16 protein-coding genes, 1 tRNA gene and 1 other RNA gene are annotated in these 14,204 nt (G+C 64.7%); 9 read left to right on the top strand and 9 right to left on the bottom strand.

Annotated features, from left to right (window positions below):
• Positions 1-121: 121 nt before the first annotated feature.
• Positions 122-1,327, top strand: a complete 1,206-nt coding sequence (locus tag ABMA46_RS17225) for a multidrug effflux MFS transporter (RefSeq protein ID WP_349001176.1) — start codon at positions 122-124, stop codon at positions 1,325-1,327.
• Between the two features lie 50 nt (positions 1,328-1,377).
• Here ABMA46_RS17225 and ABMA46_RS17220 read toward each other — a convergent pair whose 3' ends face one another.
• Positions 1,378-1,938, bottom strand: coding sequence for an AAA family ATPase (locus ABMA46_RS17220; protein ID WP_349001175.1), 561 nt, complete (start codon positions 1,936-1,938; stop codon positions 1,378-1,380).
• A gap of 105 nt (positions 1,939-2,043) precedes the next feature.
• Positions 2,044-2,416: a transfer-messenger RNA gene (gene ssrA, locus ABMA46_RS17215) on the bottom strand.
• Between the two features lie 71 nt (positions 2,417-2,487).
• Here ssrA and ABMA46_RS17210 point away from each other — a divergent pair.
• Positions 2,488-2,811, top strand: coding sequence for a hypothetical protein (locus tag ABMA46_RS17210; RefSeq protein ID WP_349001174.1), 324 nt, complete (start codon positions 2,488-2,490; stop codon positions 2,809-2,811).
• Between the two features lie 15 nt (positions 2,812-2,826).
• On the opposite strand, the gene ABMA46_RS17205 is transcribed toward ABMA46_RS17210, so the two are convergent.
• Positions 2,827-3,036: a hypothetical protein gene (locus ABMA46_RS17205; RefSeq protein ID WP_349001173.1), complete on the bottom strand. Its 210-nt coding sequence runs from the start codon at positions 3,034-3,036 to the stop codon at positions 2,827-2,829.
• 151 nt (positions 3,037-3,187) lie between these two features.
• On the opposite strand from ABMA46_RS17205, the gene ABMA46_RS17200 reads away from it, so the two are divergent.
• The gene (locus ABMA46_RS17200) at positions 3,188-3,388 is read left to right on the top strand and encodes a KGG domain-containing protein (protein ID WP_349001172.1); all 201 of its coding nucleotides are present in this window, start codon (positions 3,188-3,190) and stop codon (positions 3,386-3,388) included.
• An 82-nt stretch (positions 3,389-3,470) separates the two neighbouring features.
• Here ABMA46_RS17200 and ABMA46_RS17195 read toward each other — a convergent pair whose 3' ends face one another.
• The 5 genes from ABMA46_RS17195 to ABMA46_RS17175 form a co-directional block, all read right to left on the bottom strand.
• Positions 3,471-4,169 (bottom strand): ABC transporter ATP-binding protein, encoded by a 699-nt coding sequence (locus ABMA46_RS17195; RefSeq protein WP_349001171.1) that lies wholly within the window; start codon positions 4,167-4,169, stop codon positions 3,471-3,473.
• The gene (locus tag ABMA46_RS17190) at positions 4,166-6,004 is read right to left on the bottom strand and encodes a branched-chain amino acid ABC transporter ATP-binding protein/permease (protein ID WP_349001169.1); all 1,839 of its coding nucleotides are present in this window, start codon (positions 6,002-6,004) and stop codon (positions 4,166-4,168) included. Before ABMA46_RS17190 ends, ABMA46_RS17195 begins: the two co-directional genes overlap by 4 nt.
• A gap of 12 nt (positions 6,005-6,016) precedes the next feature.
• On the bottom strand, positions 6,017-6,892 hold the full coding sequence (locus ABMA46_RS17185; RefSeq protein ID WP_349001229.1) for a branched-chain amino acid ABC transporter permease: 876 nt from the start codon (positions 6,890-6,892) through the stop codon (positions 6,017-6,019).
• Positions 6,893-7,062: 170 nt separating this feature from the next.
• Positions 7,063-8,418, bottom strand: a complete 1,356-nt coding sequence (locus ABMA46_RS17180; RefSeq protein WP_349001168.1) for a substrate-binding protein — start codon at positions 8,416-8,418, stop codon at positions 7,063-7,065.
• Between the two features lie 268 nt (positions 8,419-8,686).
• Positions 8,687-8,761 (bottom strand) — tRNA-Asn (locus ABMA46_RS17175).
• Positions 8,762-9,063: 302 nt separating this feature from the next.
• On the opposite strand from ABMA46_RS17175, the gene ABMA46_RS17170 reads away from it, so the two are divergent.
• Positions 9,064-9,336 carry a PGPGW domain-containing protein gene (locus tag ABMA46_RS17170; protein WP_349001227.1) on the top strand — a complete coding sequence of 91 codons (273 nt, stop codon included), beginning with the start codon at positions 9,064-9,066 and terminating at the stop codon, positions 9,334-9,336.
• Positions 9,337-9,347: 11 nt separating this feature from the next.
• On the opposite strand, the gene ABMA46_RS17165 is transcribed toward ABMA46_RS17170, so the two are convergent.
• Positions 9,348-10,166, bottom strand: a complete 819-nt coding sequence (locus tag ABMA46_RS17165; RefSeq protein WP_349001166.1) for an SDR family NAD(P)-dependent oxidoreductase — start codon at positions 10,164-10,166, stop codon at positions 9,348-9,350.
• A 225-nt stretch (positions 10,167-10,391) separates the two neighbouring features.
• Between ABMA46_RS17165 and ABMA46_RS17160 the strand changes: the two genes are divergently transcribed.
• The 5 genes from ABMA46_RS17160 (at position 10,392) to ABMA46_RS17140 (ending at position 14,075) form a co-directional block, all read left to right on the top strand.
• Positions 10,392-11,426 (top strand): cysteine synthase A, encoded by a 1,035-nt coding sequence (locus ABMA46_RS17160; protein ID WP_349001164.1) that lies wholly within the window; start codon positions 10,392-10,394, stop codon positions 11,424-11,426.
• Positions 11,426-12,169, top strand: a complete 744-nt coding sequence (locus tag ABMA46_RS17155; protein WP_349001162.1) for an alanyl-tRNA editing protein — start codon at positions 11,426-11,428, stop codon at positions 12,167-12,169. The genes ABMA46_RS17160 and ABMA46_RS17155 overlap by 1 nt, the downstream gene beginning before the upstream one ends.
• 24 nt (positions 12,170-12,193) lie before the next feature.
• Entirely contained in the window at positions 12,194-13,057 is an 864-nt protein-coding gene (gene sseA, locus ABMA46_RS17150; RefSeq protein WP_349001161.1) for a 3-mercaptopyruvate sulfurtransferase, read from the top strand.
• A gap of 5 nt (positions 13,058-13,062) precedes the next feature.
• Positions 13,063-13,623, top strand: coding sequence for a GNAT family N-acetyltransferase (locus tag ABMA46_RS17145; RefSeq protein ID WP_349001159.1), 561 nt, complete (start codon positions 13,063-13,065; stop codon positions 13,621-13,623).
• A gap of 143 nt (positions 13,624-13,766) precedes the next feature.
• A complete protein-coding gene (locus ABMA46_RS17140; RefSeq protein WP_349001157.1) occupies positions 13,767-14,075 on the top strand; it encodes a DUF2853 family protein in 309 nt (102 codons plus the stop codon).
• The last annotated feature ends 129 nt before the right edge of the window (positions 14,076-14,204 follow it).

Raw genomic sequence — 14,204 nt, 5'->3', positions numbered from 1 at the left:
TATGAAGATGATCTCGACCTCTGTGTCGGAATTACCTCGGAAGAAGCGTCCTCGGGATTGAAGCCGCAGGCAGGGCGAGCTCTGCCGTAGACGCCATCCTAACTGCAAAGAAGCCAGCGCCATGAATACGAAACTGTTCCGCATCGCGGTCGTTCTCGGCCTTTTGTCCGCCGTCGGCCCATTTGCCATCGACATGTATCTTCCGGCGCTGCCTTCGATCGGCGGCGACCTTGCCGCCAGCCCCGGCGCGGTGCAGATGACGCTGCTGATCTTCTTCCTGACCATCGGTTTCGGCCAGCTTCTCGTCGGCCCGCTAGCGGACATGTTCGGCCGCAAGCCGCCGCTCTATGTCGGCCTGGCGATGTTTTTGGCCGGAAGCGTCGGCGCGGCGTTGTCGCCGACGGTCGAATGGCTGATCCTGTTCCGCTTCATCCAGGGGCTGGGCGCCTGCGCCGGCATGACGGTGCCGCGCGCCATCGTGCGCGACCTGCACACCGGCACGGAGGCCGCCAGGCTGATGTCGATGCTGATGCTGGTGTTCTCGATCTCGCCGATCCTGGCGCCGCTGACCGGCTCGCTCATCATCGACGCTTTCGGCTGGCGCGGCGTGTTCTGGGCGGTGACGATCGCCGGCGTCATCGGCATGGTCCTGCTCGCCACCTCGCTGAAGGAGACGCGCCCCGCGGAGGCGCGGGCGGGCTCGACGCTGGGCGGGGCCCTGCGCGGCTACTGGACGCTGATGGGCGACCGTTCCTTCCTCGGGCTGACCGCCATCTCCTCCTTCGCGATCTCCTCCTTCTTCGTCTACCTGTCGAACTCGTCCTTCGTCATCATCGATCACTACGGCATGTCCTCGCGGGCCTACAGCCTGTTCTTCTCGGTCAATGCCGTGTCGTTCTTCGCCATGTCGCAGCTCACCGGCTTCCTGTCGGAGCGGTTCGGGCTGATGCGCGTGGTCCGCGTCGCGGTCACCGGCTATGCGACGGTCATGGTGGCCCTGTTCGCGGTCATGGCGTCCGGCGTGGACTCGCTGCCCGTGATGGCAGCCTTCCTGTTCGTCGGCTACGGCTTCGTCGGTCTCGTCATTCCTTCTACCTCGGTGCTGGCGATGGAGGAGCAGGGCGAGATCGCCGGCACCGCCTCGGCGCTCATGGGAACACTGCAACTCGCCATCGGCGCGTTGGCGATGGGCGTGGCCGGCATCTTCTTCGACGGCACGCCGCTGCCTATGGTGGCCGGAATCGCGATCTGCGCCGTGATCTCCTTCACCATCGCGCACCTGTCGCTCGGCCGAGTCCGGCGGGTCGCGGACGTGCCGGCAGAGTAGCCGCTCGCGTCGACGGCGACCAGGGAAAGGCCGGACATTTCCGGCCTTTTCTATGAGCGGTGCTCCAGGCCTGTCTCTCCGAGAACGAACCGCAGCCTTTCCTCGACCGGCGCGCAGGGCAGCGCTATCGTCCGATAGCCGAGCCCGTGCCAGGTTTCGACCATCAGGTCGCGGGTGCGCACGGCTTCGTCCCACGTCTGCCGGCGTTCGCCGTCCTGGCGGTAGATCGCGCGCCAGGGCGGCGCGACGAAGACTGTCGGATTGTAGCGAAAGCGTTCGGCCGCCGTCCACATATGCGCCGGCACGGGTAGGCCGCACAAAAGCAGGTAGCCGATCACGTCCGGCACGCCGCGATCGAGGAACACGGGCCGCTCGCGGCCGGCCGCGGCATGATGGGAGCGCAGTTCCCACGACAGCATCATCTCGGCGAACAGCGCCGGATCCTTCCAGGGCAGGGCCGCGCCGTCCACCGTCATCTGGTCGCGGATGATGCCGCGGCCTGCCTCCGGGCAGGTGGCGTGTCCGGCATCGGCAAGCGCTTCGATCAGCGTGGTCTTGCCGGCGCCCGGCCCGCCGGTCAGCACGAAGAGGGTGTCCGTTCCGTTGGACATGGCGAACGTCCTTTGAAGAAGGAATTGCGACGGTGAGCGGTCGGGTGCGCGGGCGAATGCACCGTCACAACGAACCGCAAGGTCAGGATAGGAAAATGGGAGAGAAGTGGAGGCTTCTGTTGCCAGGTGCCTCCGAACCCCGCCTGAAGGTGCTAACCCACAGGACTTAATTCGAGACTATCGCACCGCATTAAGCAGCGAGACGTGCCTCAGCATAGTTGTCGTTGGCAACTATAGGTTTAGCCCGATAACGGTGGTACAATGCCGGGTACAGCGAACTGTCTTTCAACGACCGTCGATCCCATTTCACCCCCAATGACAGGCCATTTCCGGCGTCACGCCCTTGGCCCTGGACTGTCAGTGGAGGTGGCGGTTTCGAAACCGCGTCCGGAACGCCTATTGCACAGCCGGTTTAGCACCATAGCCGTCTTGCGACGGCATCCGGAACATAGGACGTGACGGCACAAAGTTCAAGCCGTTGCATGGCCCTCCGAGCAGCGTTCCCGGAGATCGGAAACGTGATTGGACATGCGGCCGGGAAGGTCTACTTTGTTCGAACCGCCGGCCAATGATACGGGCGCCGGCGGCTGTGAGCGACGATCGTGCTCCCGCCCCGATTTGGAGGTTGGGATGCTTGCCAAAAGCTTCGATTTTCTTTCGCCAAGCGACATGACGATGCTTGAGCGGGTCCTTGCGGCAACAATGCCGCCGGGCGCGAACAAGGGTGACCTGGAAGGGCGGGCCGCAACTTTGGTGCGGCTGTTCCAGAGCGGTCTCGTCAAGGAAGAGGAACTGGTTCGCGAAATGCGGCACCCGCCTCGGATCCGATCGTCGCGGCCGACTGCCGATCCGCTTTTCCCGACGCGCCCGTAGGGGCAGTCCCGCCGATCATCTTTTCTTTTGCCGCTTCTCGATCTCGTAGGAAAGCCAGCGGCAGAACATGCCGATGATCGAAGTGGCCGCGCCGCCGAGCAACAGGCCGGTAAGGAGCGTGCTCTTCTGCGCGCTCGACCAACTGACCGCCGCGAGAAGGAACACGCTCGCCGTCGAGGTCAGGTAGCCGAGGCTTTTGAGCTTGTGCAGGGCAGAAGGTGTCATTGCGCTTCGACCAGATGGCGGTCGGGACCAACGTCACGATCTGGACAACGTTCCGCGGCAGCCGGCGCTTCTCACGTTATATTACGTGAAGGAACGGCTCGGCTTCTCATTCGTCACCTTGTCGCGGGGCGCGACAGACAGGAGAAGAGACATGCCCAACCAAGGCGGAACCCACGAACAGCACGTGAAGGCCGGCCAGCAGAGCCACAAGAACGACGAGAACCGTTCCCGTCAGCAACAGGCCGAACAGGGTGAGAACCGACAGCAGGGCGGCCATCGCGGCGGCAGCGGCAATTTCGCCGAGGACCGCGAACGGGCTTCCGAAGCCGGCCGCAAGGGTGGCCAGCACTGACCGGGCCGTTCCGGAAATGGAAAGATTGTCGACAAGAGGCCGGCCCGCGGGGTCGGCCCTTCTTAAATGTCCCTGAAAATCGTCAGACGCCGAGATAGCGCTGCAGCAGTTCCGGCTGTTTCTTCAGTTCTTCCGCCGGTCCCTCATGCGCGATATGGCCATTGTTGATGATATAGACACGGCTGGCCAGCGCCAGCGTCGCGGCGAGATTCTGCTCCACCAGAACGATCGTCTGGCCGGCCTGCGCCAGTTCCCGGCAGGCCCGCACCAGGTCATGCACGATGACCGGCGCAAGACCTTCGAAGGGCTCGTCGAGCAGCACGATCTTGGGATCGCGCACCAGCGCGCGCGCAATCGCCAGCATCTGCTGTTCGCCGCCCGAGAGATCCGTGCCGCGACTGGTGCGGCGCTCCTTCAGGCGCGGGAACATGGCGTAGATGCGCTCCAGCGGCCATTTGTTCTCTGCCGTCAACCCGGCGAGGATGATGTTCTCCTCGACGTTCAGGCTGCCGAAGATGCGGCGGTTCTCGTGCACGAGCTGCATGCCGCGCCGGGCGATCGAGTGCGCCTTCTTGCCGGCGAGTTCCTCACCGTCGAGCTTGACGGAGCCTGTTTTCGGCGTGACGACGCCCATCAGGCTCTTCAGCGTGGTGCTCTTGCCCGCGCCGTTGCGGCCGAGCAGGGCGACCACTTCGTTCTTCTCGACCCTGAGGCCGACATCGAACAGGATGTGGCTGTCGCCATAGTAGCTGTTCAGTCCGCTGACTTCGAGCAGGCTCATGCCACTTCTCCATGCACGCCGCCGAGATAGGCTTCCTGTACCTTAGCGTTGTTCTTGATCTCGGTCGGAGTGCCTTCCACCAGCACCTTGCCTTCCTGCAGCACGGTCACCTTCTCGACCAGTTCGAACAGCGAATCCATATCGTGGTCGATGATGATCATGGTGCGTCCGCGTGCGATCGACTTCAGCAGCGCCACCGTCTCGACGCGCTCGCGCGGGCTCATGCCGGCCAGCGGCTCGTCGAGCAGCAGCAGGCTGGGCGAGGTGGCGAGCGCCAGGCCGATCTCGAGGCGCCGCTTCTCGCCATAGGCCAGTTCGGAGACGGGCGTGTCGAGCCGGCGGGTCAGGTTGACCAGGACGGCCGTGCGCGCGACCTGCTCGGTCAGCCCCGGCACCGAGCGCATCGCGCGGAACAGGTCGAGTCGGAACTTGCCGCGGGTCTCGCCCAGCGCTGCGATGGTCAGGTTCTGGCGCACCGTCAGCCGGTCGAAAAGCTGGTTGATCTGATAGCTCTTGGTGAGGCCTAGCTGGCACACGTCGGTGACGCTTTTGCCGGTGATATCCTGACCCTCGAACATGATCTTGCCCGAGGTCGGCTTCACCTCGCAGGTGAGCATCTTGAAGAAGGTGCTCTTGCCCGCGCCGTTCGGCCCGATGATGCCGCGCATCTCTCCGTGATCGACCTGGAAGTCGATGTCGCTGTTGGCGAAAAGGCCGCCATAGCGCTTGCTAAGCCCCGTCGCCTTCAGGATGGGGCCGCTTGCGCTTGCTTCGGTGCGCCTGCGCGTCGGCATTGGCTCGATGGTCGACGGATCGACATCCGGGGTTTCCGTTTCGTCGGCAGGATCGCCGACCTTTTTCCTGGCGCCGACCGCGAGCGTGTAGAGATCGACGATGCCGCCGACGATGCCGCGCCTGAGGAAGCACACCAGCAACACGAAGACGATGCCGAGCACCAGCTTCCAGGTGGCGCCGAGATGCAGCGTGTTCTGGAAGAAGTCGCTGAGATAGAGCCAGACGGTGGCGCCCACCAGCGGTCCGAACAGGGTGCCCGCGCCGCCGATCGCCGTCTGCATGACGAGCTGGCCAGAGGTGTCGAACATGAAGGCGTCGGGCGGCATGAAGCCCTGCATGACTCCGAGCAGCCCGCCGGCGAAGCCCGCATAGATCGCCGCTACCACGAAGGCAGTCAGCTTGTAGCCGTGGATGTTGTGGCCGAGCGCCGTGGCGCGCAGCGGGTTGTCGCGGATGGCCGACAGGATCGCCCCGACCGGCGAGCGCACGATGCGCAGTGCCACGACCAGTCCGATGAAATACCAGAACGCCAGGAACGTATACATCGACCAGTCGGTGTCGAACTTCAACACCGTGAAGCCGAGGTTGAATTTCGGCGTCGGTACGCCCGGCAGGCCGTTTTCGCCGCCGGTGAAGGCCGCCAGCGGATTGAATTCGACGAAGAAGAAGACCTCGGCGATGGCCACGGTGATCATGGCGAAATAGATGCCGGTCCGTTTCAGCGCGATCAGGCCGACCAGATAACCGACGACGCCGGCCACGATGGCGCCGAGAACGACCGCCGTGGTGACGTGGGGAAAGTCCATCTCGGTCATCAGGTAGGCCGCGAACATGCCGCCCGTGCCATAGAAGGCGGACTGGCCGAACGACAGCAGGCCCGTATAGCCGAACAGGAGATCGAAGCCGAGGCCGAACAGGCCCCAGATCAGGATGCGGTTGATGGTGCTGGGCGAGAAGCCGAGATGGGGCAGCACGAAAGGTACGAGGATCAGGGCGAGCGCCGTGATCAGTTCCACGAGGTAGGGACGCTTCATTCTCATTGTCGGTCGCCTCTATTCGCGACCCGCGGTGCCGAGCAGCCCATGGGGGCGCAGCACCAGCACGAGAGTCATCGCCACAAACAGCATGATGTAGGCATAGCCAGGATTGAACATCGACGTGATGGAGATGATCTCCCCGGCGATCAGGCCGCCGATGATGGCCCCGGGGAAGGAGCCGACGCCGCCGATGACCACCACCACGAAGGTCTGCACCAGGATCGCCTCGCCCACGTCGGGAGCGATCGAGACCACGGGCGCGTTGACGATGCCGGCGAAGCCGGCCGCCATCGCGCCGATGCCGAACACCAGCATGAAGACCTTGTAGACGTCGATCCCCAGCGAATCGACCATTCCCGAGTCCTCGATGCCGGCGCGCACGATCATGCCGATGCGGGTGCGGTAGAGTACGAAGTAGAGCACCAGCAGCGCCACCGCCACGATGCCGAGCAGGGCCAGCCGGTAGGTCGGATAGACCATGAAGCCGAGATGCGTGATGCCGACCAGCGGGCCGGGCGGCGGGACGGTCTGCGACAGGCTGCCGAAGAAAAAGCGCACCGCCTCGACGAAGACGATGCCGAGGCCGAAGGTGACGAGGAGCTGGTCCTCATGCGGCCTTGTATAGAAATGGCGTATGACGAGCCGTTCCATCACCACGCCCACGACCATGACGAACAGCGAGCCGACCACGACCGCTGCGAGGAAGGACCCGGTATAGGTATAGGCCACCCAGCCGGCATAGCCGCCGAGCATGAACATGGCGCCATGCGCCAGGTTCAGCACGCCGAGCGTGCCGTAGATGATCGTCAGGCCGGACGAGATCAGCGCCAGAAGCGCGCCGGTTACCAGCCCGTTGAAACATTGCGATATGAAGTTTGCCCAGTTGACCACGCTGCCGCCCGCATTGAGGTTGAACAAGATCGGCCGGTCGCCGCATATCGCAGACCGGCCCGGTAACGCCCGTCACTTCGCGCAGGTCGGCCCCAGGGCGCGACCGGTTGCGCAGACCGGCGTGAATTGCCTTCCCTGCCCGATCGGGCAGGGAAGGGGAGTGCGAAGGCTCAGGTGTAGTCGCCGAGCTGGCAGCCGAACTCGTCGGGCTTCTGCATCAGCCCTTCGCCGGGCACTTCTTCGACGATTTCCCAGAAGTCCTCGTCGTTCTTCATGTCCTTCTTGGCCTTGCCGCGGACGATGGTGACGGAACGGACGCACTGGTGGTCTTCGGGCCGGTAATGGACGTCGCCCTGCAGGGACGGAATGGTCTCGCCCTTCTCGTATTGCTTGATGACGTCCGGCGGGTAGAAGCTGCCCGCTTCCGAAACCATGCGCGCCCAGTGTGCGAAGCTGACATAGCTGTTCTCGGCGCCCCATTCGGGCCGGTAGCCGTACTTCTCCTGGAAGGCGTCGACGAACATCTTGGCCAGCGGATACTGGTCTTCCTGCGTCCACCAGAATTCGGTCGCCGCGAAGACGCCCTCGGTGATGTCCGGTCCCACTTCCTTGGCGAGGAACGGAATCTGGTAGGGGATGACCAGCGTCATCTGGGGCAGGAGGCCGAACTGCTTGGCCTGCTGGGTCGACAGCACCGCATCGCGGCCCCAGTTGACGTTGATGAGGAACTCGGCGCCGGAATTGGCGATGTTGGTCAGATACTGGCTGAAGTCCTGGGTGCCGAGCGGCGACACCTGGTTGGTGACCATCTCCCAGCCGCCGTTGGCGGTCAGGTAGTCGTTCACCGACTTCGTCACGGTGTGGCCGTAGGTGTAGTCCGGCGTCATGAACGCCGCCTTCCTGTTCTTGCCGAACTGCTTCAAGAGCACCGGGCCGATCGCGGCAGCGGCGGTCTGGCCGAAGAAGTTCTGGCGGAAGCCATAGCGCACGCAATCCTTGCCGGTGGTGTCGTTGGAGCCGGAAATGCCGGCCACGTAGAGGATCTTCTCGCGCTGTGCGAACTTGTTGAGCGCGACGGCCACGGCGGACGAGGTCGAGCCGGTCATCAGGATGATCTTGTTGTCGTTGATGAAGGTCTGCACGGACTGCACCGCGTTGTTCGGCTTGGCGGCCGAGTCGGCCGAGAGCAGCTTGACCTTCTTGCCGAGCAGGCCGTTGTCGACCTTCGGCGCGAGCTTCTTCATCAGCTCGTGGCCGGTGTTGATGTGCTCAACGGCGAGCTCCCATCCCTTGAGCTCGTCCGCGCCCTGCACCGCATAGCTGCCCGTGAGCGGCACGGCGGCGGCAACGCTGACGGTGTCTCCCTCGGAGCCGGCCGGCCAGGTGCCGATCGCCGGCTTGTCGTCGGCGGCGTAGGCCCAGCCGATATTGCCGAAGCCCGGTATCAGGGTCGCGCCCGCCAGCGTGCCGAGTTGCAGCACGTTGCGGCGCGACAGGCCGGCCTTGTCATTGTTGAACTGTGCCATCTATTCCTCCCAATGGCTTTTCCGTTCTGGCTGCAGGGAAAAGACAGTACCCGCTTTTTCCGAAGCCCCCGCCCGTGCGCCGTCGTGCGGCCAAGAGCGGCTACTTCGGCAATAGGCCAACAGAAGGCTGGGGCGTCAATGCAACTTTGGTTGCGATCGAGGTTCGAGCGGCCAGTTCGCTTACCGGCCGCGCGACGCGACGGCCATGCGTGCGACGCGCATAACGCGCGGGCAGGGCGGTGAACATGGGCAAAACAGCGAAATTGAATGGCTCCCCGGGCCGGATTCGAACCAGCGACCAACCGGTTAACAGCCGGTTGCTCTACCACTGAGCTACCGGGGAACAGAGGCTCTCGTGTCAGTGGCGCTGCCTATAGCAAACCGATTCCGGCTTTGCAAAGCTGCAATCGCGATTTTTTCGGGAAAACCGGCGGGCTGATTGCTGGCATTGCGCGTTGCATCTCCTCATATAGAGAAATTCCAGCAAAGATGCGCAGCGGTTTTGCGTCCGCAGTTGCGTAAAAACAATGAGATAGAGCATTGACGACGTTCTGTTTTCGCCGGAAATGCTCTAGCCTCTTCCGGGCCGATTGCAGATATGTCGACCCCGAACGAGGGACCATGAGCCCCGACCACAGAGCCGAGATGAGCCCCGAAATCGACGATCAGCAGAAATCTCCCAGGATAACCGTTTTCGGCCGCGATTTCGCCATGCCGCGCTCGCGCGCCGCGCGCGTCGCCATCGGTGTCGCCCTAATCCTCGGGGGCATATTGGGGTTCCTGCCCATCCTCGGCTTCTGGATGATCCCCGCCGGGTTGCTGGTCCTGTCCTACGAGTTCGCCTTCGTGCGCCGCTGGCGCCGTCGCGTCGTGGTCTGGTGGGGGCATCGCCGCGCCCGCGGCCGTTCCGCTCGCTGAGGGCGGGGCCGCTATCGGGGCGGTCGGCGACCGAAGCTCAGCGGCCGCTTTGCCCAGCCGGTCAGCCGCGTCAGCAGCCACAGGCACCAGGCCCGCGGCAGCAGGCCGAGAAGCTTCAGCGGCCAGGCCAGCCTGCGCGGAAAGCTGATCTCGAAGCCGCCGTGCCCGATGCCGCGCATCAGCCGCCGTGCCGCCGTATCGGCCGGCAGCAGCGCCGGCATGCGGAACTCGTTGTATTTCACCAGCGGGGTGTCGACGAAGCCGGGATTGGCCACCTGGATGCGGATGTTGATCTTGTCGAAATCGAACTTCAGCGATTCCGCCATCCGGTTGAGCGCCGCCTTGCTGGCGCCGTAGGCGGCCGTGGTCGGCCAGCCGAAATAGGCGCTGATGGACCCGACCAGCACGACATGGCCATGCCCGCGCTCGCGCATGTGGCGCACCACCGGCACGAGGCCGTGCACGACCCCCATCACGTTGACGTCGAAGATGCGCCGGAACTTGCGCACCGACATGTTCTCGCCCGCGATCGGCACATAAGCGCCGGCGTTGAAGACGGCCAGCGCGATCGGCCCCACCTTGCGTTCGATTTCCGTGACGGTGGCGGCCATGCGCTGCTCGTCCGTCACGTCGCAGGGATAGGCGAGGATGCGGCCGCGAAGCGGACCGGCCGCGGCGATCAGCGCATCGATCGGATCCTCGTCGCGCGCGGTGACGCAGACGGTGAAGCCGGCCGCGGCCAGTTCCTTGGCGAGGGCGCGACCGATGCCGGAACTGCCGCCGGTGATCCAGGCGATGCCATCGCTCGGGTTGGCCCTGTAGAGTGTCATACCCTGTCCTGGAAAAAGCGCGCCCCGGGGCGGGGTCTAGCCGTGCGGCCACGCAAAGAAAAGAGGTTTCGCGCCTGACGCGACGGCACACCGCCGCGGAAAACTTTTCTCTGGCGGGCCGCCGGGCAGGCGCGTCACGACAAAATGCGGCTGGTCCAGGCGATTTCGTGCCTTGAAAGCCGGGGCCGGCGTTTCTACGGTCGCAGCACAAGGGAAAGGATCGTCATGGACCGTTCGGTAATCGAAGCGATCGGCAACACGCCGCTCATCCGTCTCAACAAGGCTTCGGAGGCGACCGGCTGCGAAATCCTCGGCAAGGCCGAATTCATGAATCCCGGCCAGTCGGTGAAGGACAGGGCGGGCCTGTTCATCATCCGCGATGCCGAAAAGCGCGGGCTCCTGAATCCCGGAGGGGTCATCGTCGAGGGCACAGCCGGCAACACCGGCATCGGCCTCACCCTGGTCGCCAAGGCGCTCGGCTACAGAACCGTCATCGTCATCCCGGAGACCCAGAGCCAGGAGAAGAAGGACGCGCTGCGCCTGCTCGGGGCCGAGCTGATCGAGATTCCGGCCGTGCCCTACAGGAACCCGAACAACTATGTGAAGCTCTCGGGGCGCCTGGCCGCGCAGATGGCTCGAAGCGAACCGGAAGGCGCGATCTGGGCCAACCAGTTCGACAATGTCGCCAACCGGGACGGCCATGTCGTGACCACCGCGCGCGAGATCTGGGAGCAGACGGGCGGCAGGATCGACGGCTTCGTCTCGGCCGTCGGCTCCGGCGGCACGCTGGCCGGCGTCGCGGCGGGCCTGCGCGGCCACAGCAAGGACGTCAAGATCGCGCTGGCCGATCCCCTCGGTGCAGCGCTCTATTCCTTCTATACCGATGGCGAGTTGAAGTCCGAAGGCTCCTCGATCACCGAGGGCATCGGGCAGGGACGCATCACCGCCAATCTCGAAGGGTTCCAGCCGGACTTCGCCTACCAGATACCGGACGACGAGGCGCTGCCGATCATCTTCGACCTCGTCCAGGAAGAGGGGCTGTGCCTCGGCGGCTCGACCGGCATCAACATCGCAGGCGCCATAAGGCTGGCGCGCGATCTCGGTCCCGGCCACACCATCGTGACCGTCCTGTGCGACTACGGCACGCGCTATCAGTCCAAATTGTTCAATCCCGAGTTCCTGCGCGGCAAGGGATTGCCCGTTCCCGAATGGATGGAAGCGAAACCCGAGATCGACGTGCCGTTCGAGCAGGTCGATTGATGGGCCATCGCACGCAGGCGCTGTTTCGCGACGATTCCTATCTGCGCGAGACGGAGGCGGCAGTCGTTGCCGTCAACGAGCGGGGCGGCATCATCCTCGATCGGACGATCTTCTACGCCACCTCGGGCGGCCAGCCGGGGGATACGGGCGCGATCACGCTGGGCGACGGCCGCCGCATCGCCGTCGCCGCCACGGTGACGGGCGAGACGAAGGACGAGATCATCCATGTGCCCGGGCAGGACCAGCCGGCGCCGCAGGCCGGGGATGTGGTGAAGCTTGCGATCGACTCGGAGCGGCGGCACCGTCTCATGCGCATGCATACGGCCTGCCATCTGCTCAGCGTCGTCTGTCCTTATCCGATCACGGGTGCTGCGGTGGCGGAGGACGATTCGCGCGTCGATTTCGACCTGCCGGACTCAGGGTTTACGAAAGAGGACGTGACGGCGAAGCTGATGGATCTGGTGCGGGCGGATCATCCCGTTTTCACCCGCTGGATCACCGACGCGGAATTCGCGGCGAATCCCGGCATCGTCAAATCCAAAAACGTGCGCCCGCCGAGCGGGCTGGGCGGCATCCGGCTGGTCTGCATCGGCGACGACGAATCGGTGGACAGTCAGCCCTGCGGCGGCACGCATGTTGCGCGCACCGGCGAGATCGGCGACATCCATATCGGCAAGATCGAGAAGAAGGGCCGCGAGAACCGGCGCTTCCGCATCCGCTTCGGTCCGCCGCCGCAGGCGTGAGGCGATGAGCCGTGAGGAGGACAGATGGCCGAGGACAGCCCCTTTACCGTAGACGCGGACTGGCTTGAACGGCGGCTGGGCAAGCCGGGCGTCTCCGTCGTGGACGCTTCTTGGTATCTGCCGGCCCAGCAGCGCAACGCGCAGGACGAATACAGGGCCGCCCATATTCCGGGCGCCGTCTTCCTCGACCAGGACGCCGTTTCCGATCCGGACTCGCCCCTGCCGCACACGCTGGCCACGCCGCAGCATTTCGCGAAGTTCGTTGGCGCGCTCGGCATATCGGCCGAAGACACCGTCGTCGTCTATGACGGCCCCGGTTTCTTCTCCGCGCCGCGTGCCTGGTGGATGTTCCGTGTCATGGGCGCATCCGAGGTCTATGTGCTGGAAAGCGGTCTCGATCGCTGGAAGGCGTCCGGGCGGCCGGTGACGGCCGAGCCGACGAAGGTGGCGCCCTGCGTCTTCAACGCCGTTTTCGACGAAGGGCGGGTGGTCGGCCTCGCCGCCATGCGCGCGACCGTCGACGCCGGCGTCCAGATCGCCGATGCGAGGCCAGCCGGCCGCTTCGCCGGTACTGATCCGGAACCCCGCGCCGGCGTGCGCTCCGGCCATATGCCGGGGGCGCGCAACGTGCCGGCGACGGCGCTGTCGGAAAACGGCGAACTTCTCTCCGCAAGCCGCCTGAGGGATGTGATCGAAGGCGCCGGCATCGACCTGTCGAAACCGGTGGTCACCTCCTGCGGCTCCGGCATCACGGCGGCTGTCGTGACGCTCGCGCTGGAGACGCTCGGCCATTCCGACAACCGGCTCTATGACGGGTCGTGGACGGAATGGGGCAGCCAGGCGGACACGCCTGTGGAGACCAGTCCGGCGGGCGCAGGCAGGGCGTGACGAGCATGGACAAGGCCCGCCCCGCGCCGATCGAGGTGACGGTGACTTTCCTGGAGATGCAGGCGCCGCCGGCGCACTACCCGCCGCTGCCCTACAACCGGCAGATCGCGCTGCTCAGGACGAAGGATATGCCATTGCATTTCTATCGCTACCTGACGGACCGGGTCGGCCGCAAATGGCATTGGGTCAACACGCTGAAGCTCTCCGACGAGGAACTGGAAGCGACCATTCATCGCGAGGATCGTGATATCCGCGTCCTCTATCTGGACGGCGCACCGGCCGGCTTCTTCGACGTCAAGCCGCATCTGCCGCAGGAGGCGGAACTCGCTTATTTCGGCATGATGGAACATGCGCAGGGGCAGGGGATCGGCCGCTGGTTCCTCGGCGCGGCGATCGAGGCATGCTGGTCGCACGATCCGCGCAAGGTCACGGTGCAGACCTGCACGCTCGATCATCCGGCCGCCCTGCCGCTCTACCAGAAGCTGGGCTTCCGGCCGGTGGCGCAGAAGAAGGAAGTCGTCCAGCCGATCACGCCCGCCGAGCGGTCCGCGAGCGTGATGCGCTGACGGCCGCGAAGCGCCGGAAAGGGTTGACATGCCGGCCTTCGCAATCGAAGTTCGTCCACGGTGAGGAGAGAGTCTGCCTAGCGTATAGGTTGTGGCCGGGCCTCGCCGTTGAAATCGTGACTCCGACGAGGGGAATATTTTCCATGGCCGACTATCTCGCAGACGTGAAGAAGTACGACGCAGGCGCCGACGCCGCCGTGGTCGATAAGATCGTGAAGCATCTCGGCATCGCGCTGAGGAACCGCGACTCCTCGCTGGTTTCGGCGACCGACCAGAAGGAACTGGACCGCGTGCGCGACAATTGGGGCGTCAAGAAGCTCGGCGTCGACGCCGCCGCCGCCGAAGCCGCCACGGCCAAGGTCGCCAAGCTGATGGCTGGCGACAATTCCAAGGGCCGGGTGACCTTCTACTATCTGGTCGCCAAGGAACTGGGCAAGCTCAAGAGCCTCTGAGGGCTCGATCGTCAAGAGAGACGGACGTCATCCCGGAAGCCGAACGTAGCGAAGCGAAGTTGGCTATCCGGGATCCATTCCGGAACGTTGGCAAAGTCACGGAATGGATCCCGGCTCTCGCCTTGCGTC

It is taken from the genome of Mesorhizobium hunchu, assembly GCF_040081975.1.
In the GTDB taxonomy this organism is placed as follows: Bacteria; Pseudomonadota; Alphaproteobacteria; order Rhizobiales; family Rhizobiaceae; genus Mesorhizobium; species Mesorhizobium hunchu.
Note: the sequence above shows the minus strand (reverse complement) of the source record. Positions and strands in the feature narration are given on the sequence as shown.

What these genes read in the sequence shown, in the direction of transcription:
- ABMA46_RS17225 (WP_349001176.1), top strand. Translation starts at nt 122, where the DNA reads ATGAATACGAAACTGTTCCGCATCGCGGTCGTTCTCGGCCTTTTGTCC.
- ABMA46_RS17220 (WP_349001175.1), bottom strand. Translation starts at nt 1,938, where the DNA reads ATGTCCAACGGAACGGACACCCTCTTCGTGCTGACCGGCGGGCCGGGC.
- ABMA46_RS17205 (WP_349001173.1), bottom strand. Translation starts at nt 3,036, where the DNA reads ATGACACCTTCTGCCCTGCACAAGCTCAAAAGCCTCGGCTACCTGACC.
- ABMA46_RS17200 (WP_349001172.1), top strand. Translation starts at nt 3,188, where the DNA reads ATGCCCAACCAAGGCGGAACCCACGAACAGCACGTGAAGGCCGGCCAG.
- ABMA46_RS17195 (WP_349001171.1), bottom strand. Translation starts at nt 4,169, where the DNA reads ATGAGCCTGCTCGAAGTCAGCGGACTGAACAGCTACTATGGCGACAGC.
- ABMA46_RS17190 (WP_349001169.1), bottom strand. Translation starts at nt 6,004, where the DNA reads ATGAGAATGAAGCGTCCCTACCTCGTGGAACTGATCACGGCGCTCGCC.
- ABMA46_RS17180 (WP_349001168.1), bottom strand. Translation starts at nt 8,418, where the DNA reads ATGGCACAGTTCAACAATGACAAGGCCGGCCTGTCGCGCCGCAACGTG.
- ABMA46_RS17170 (WP_349001227.1), top strand. Translation starts at nt 9,064, where the DNA reads ATGAGCCCCGAAATCGACGATCAGCAGAAATCTCCCAGGATAACCGTT.
- ABMA46_RS17165 (WP_349001166.1), bottom strand. Translation starts at nt 10,166, where the DNA reads ATGACACTCTACAGGGCCAACCCGAGCGATGGCATCGCCTGGATCACC.
- ABMA46_RS17160 (WP_349001164.1), top strand. Translation starts at nt 10,392, where the DNA reads ATGGACCGTTCGGTAATCGAAGCGATCGGCAACACGCCGCTCATCCGT.
- ABMA46_RS17155 (WP_349001162.1), top strand. Translation starts at nt 11,426, where the DNA reads ATGGGCCATCGCACGCAGGCGCTGTTTCGCGACGATTCCTATCTGCGC.
- sseA (WP_349001161.1), top strand. Translation starts at nt 12,194, where the DNA reads ATGGCCGAGGACAGCCCCTTTACCGTAGACGCGGACTGGCTTGAACGG.
- ABMA46_RS17145 (WP_349001159.1), top strand. Translation starts at nt 13,063, where the DNA reads ATGGACAAGGCCCGCCCCGCGCCGATCGAGGTGACGGTGACTTTCCTG.
- ABMA46_RS17140 (WP_349001157.1), top strand. Translation starts at nt 13,767, where the DNA reads ATGGCCGACTATCTCGCAGACGTGAAGAAGTACGACGCAGGCGCCGAC.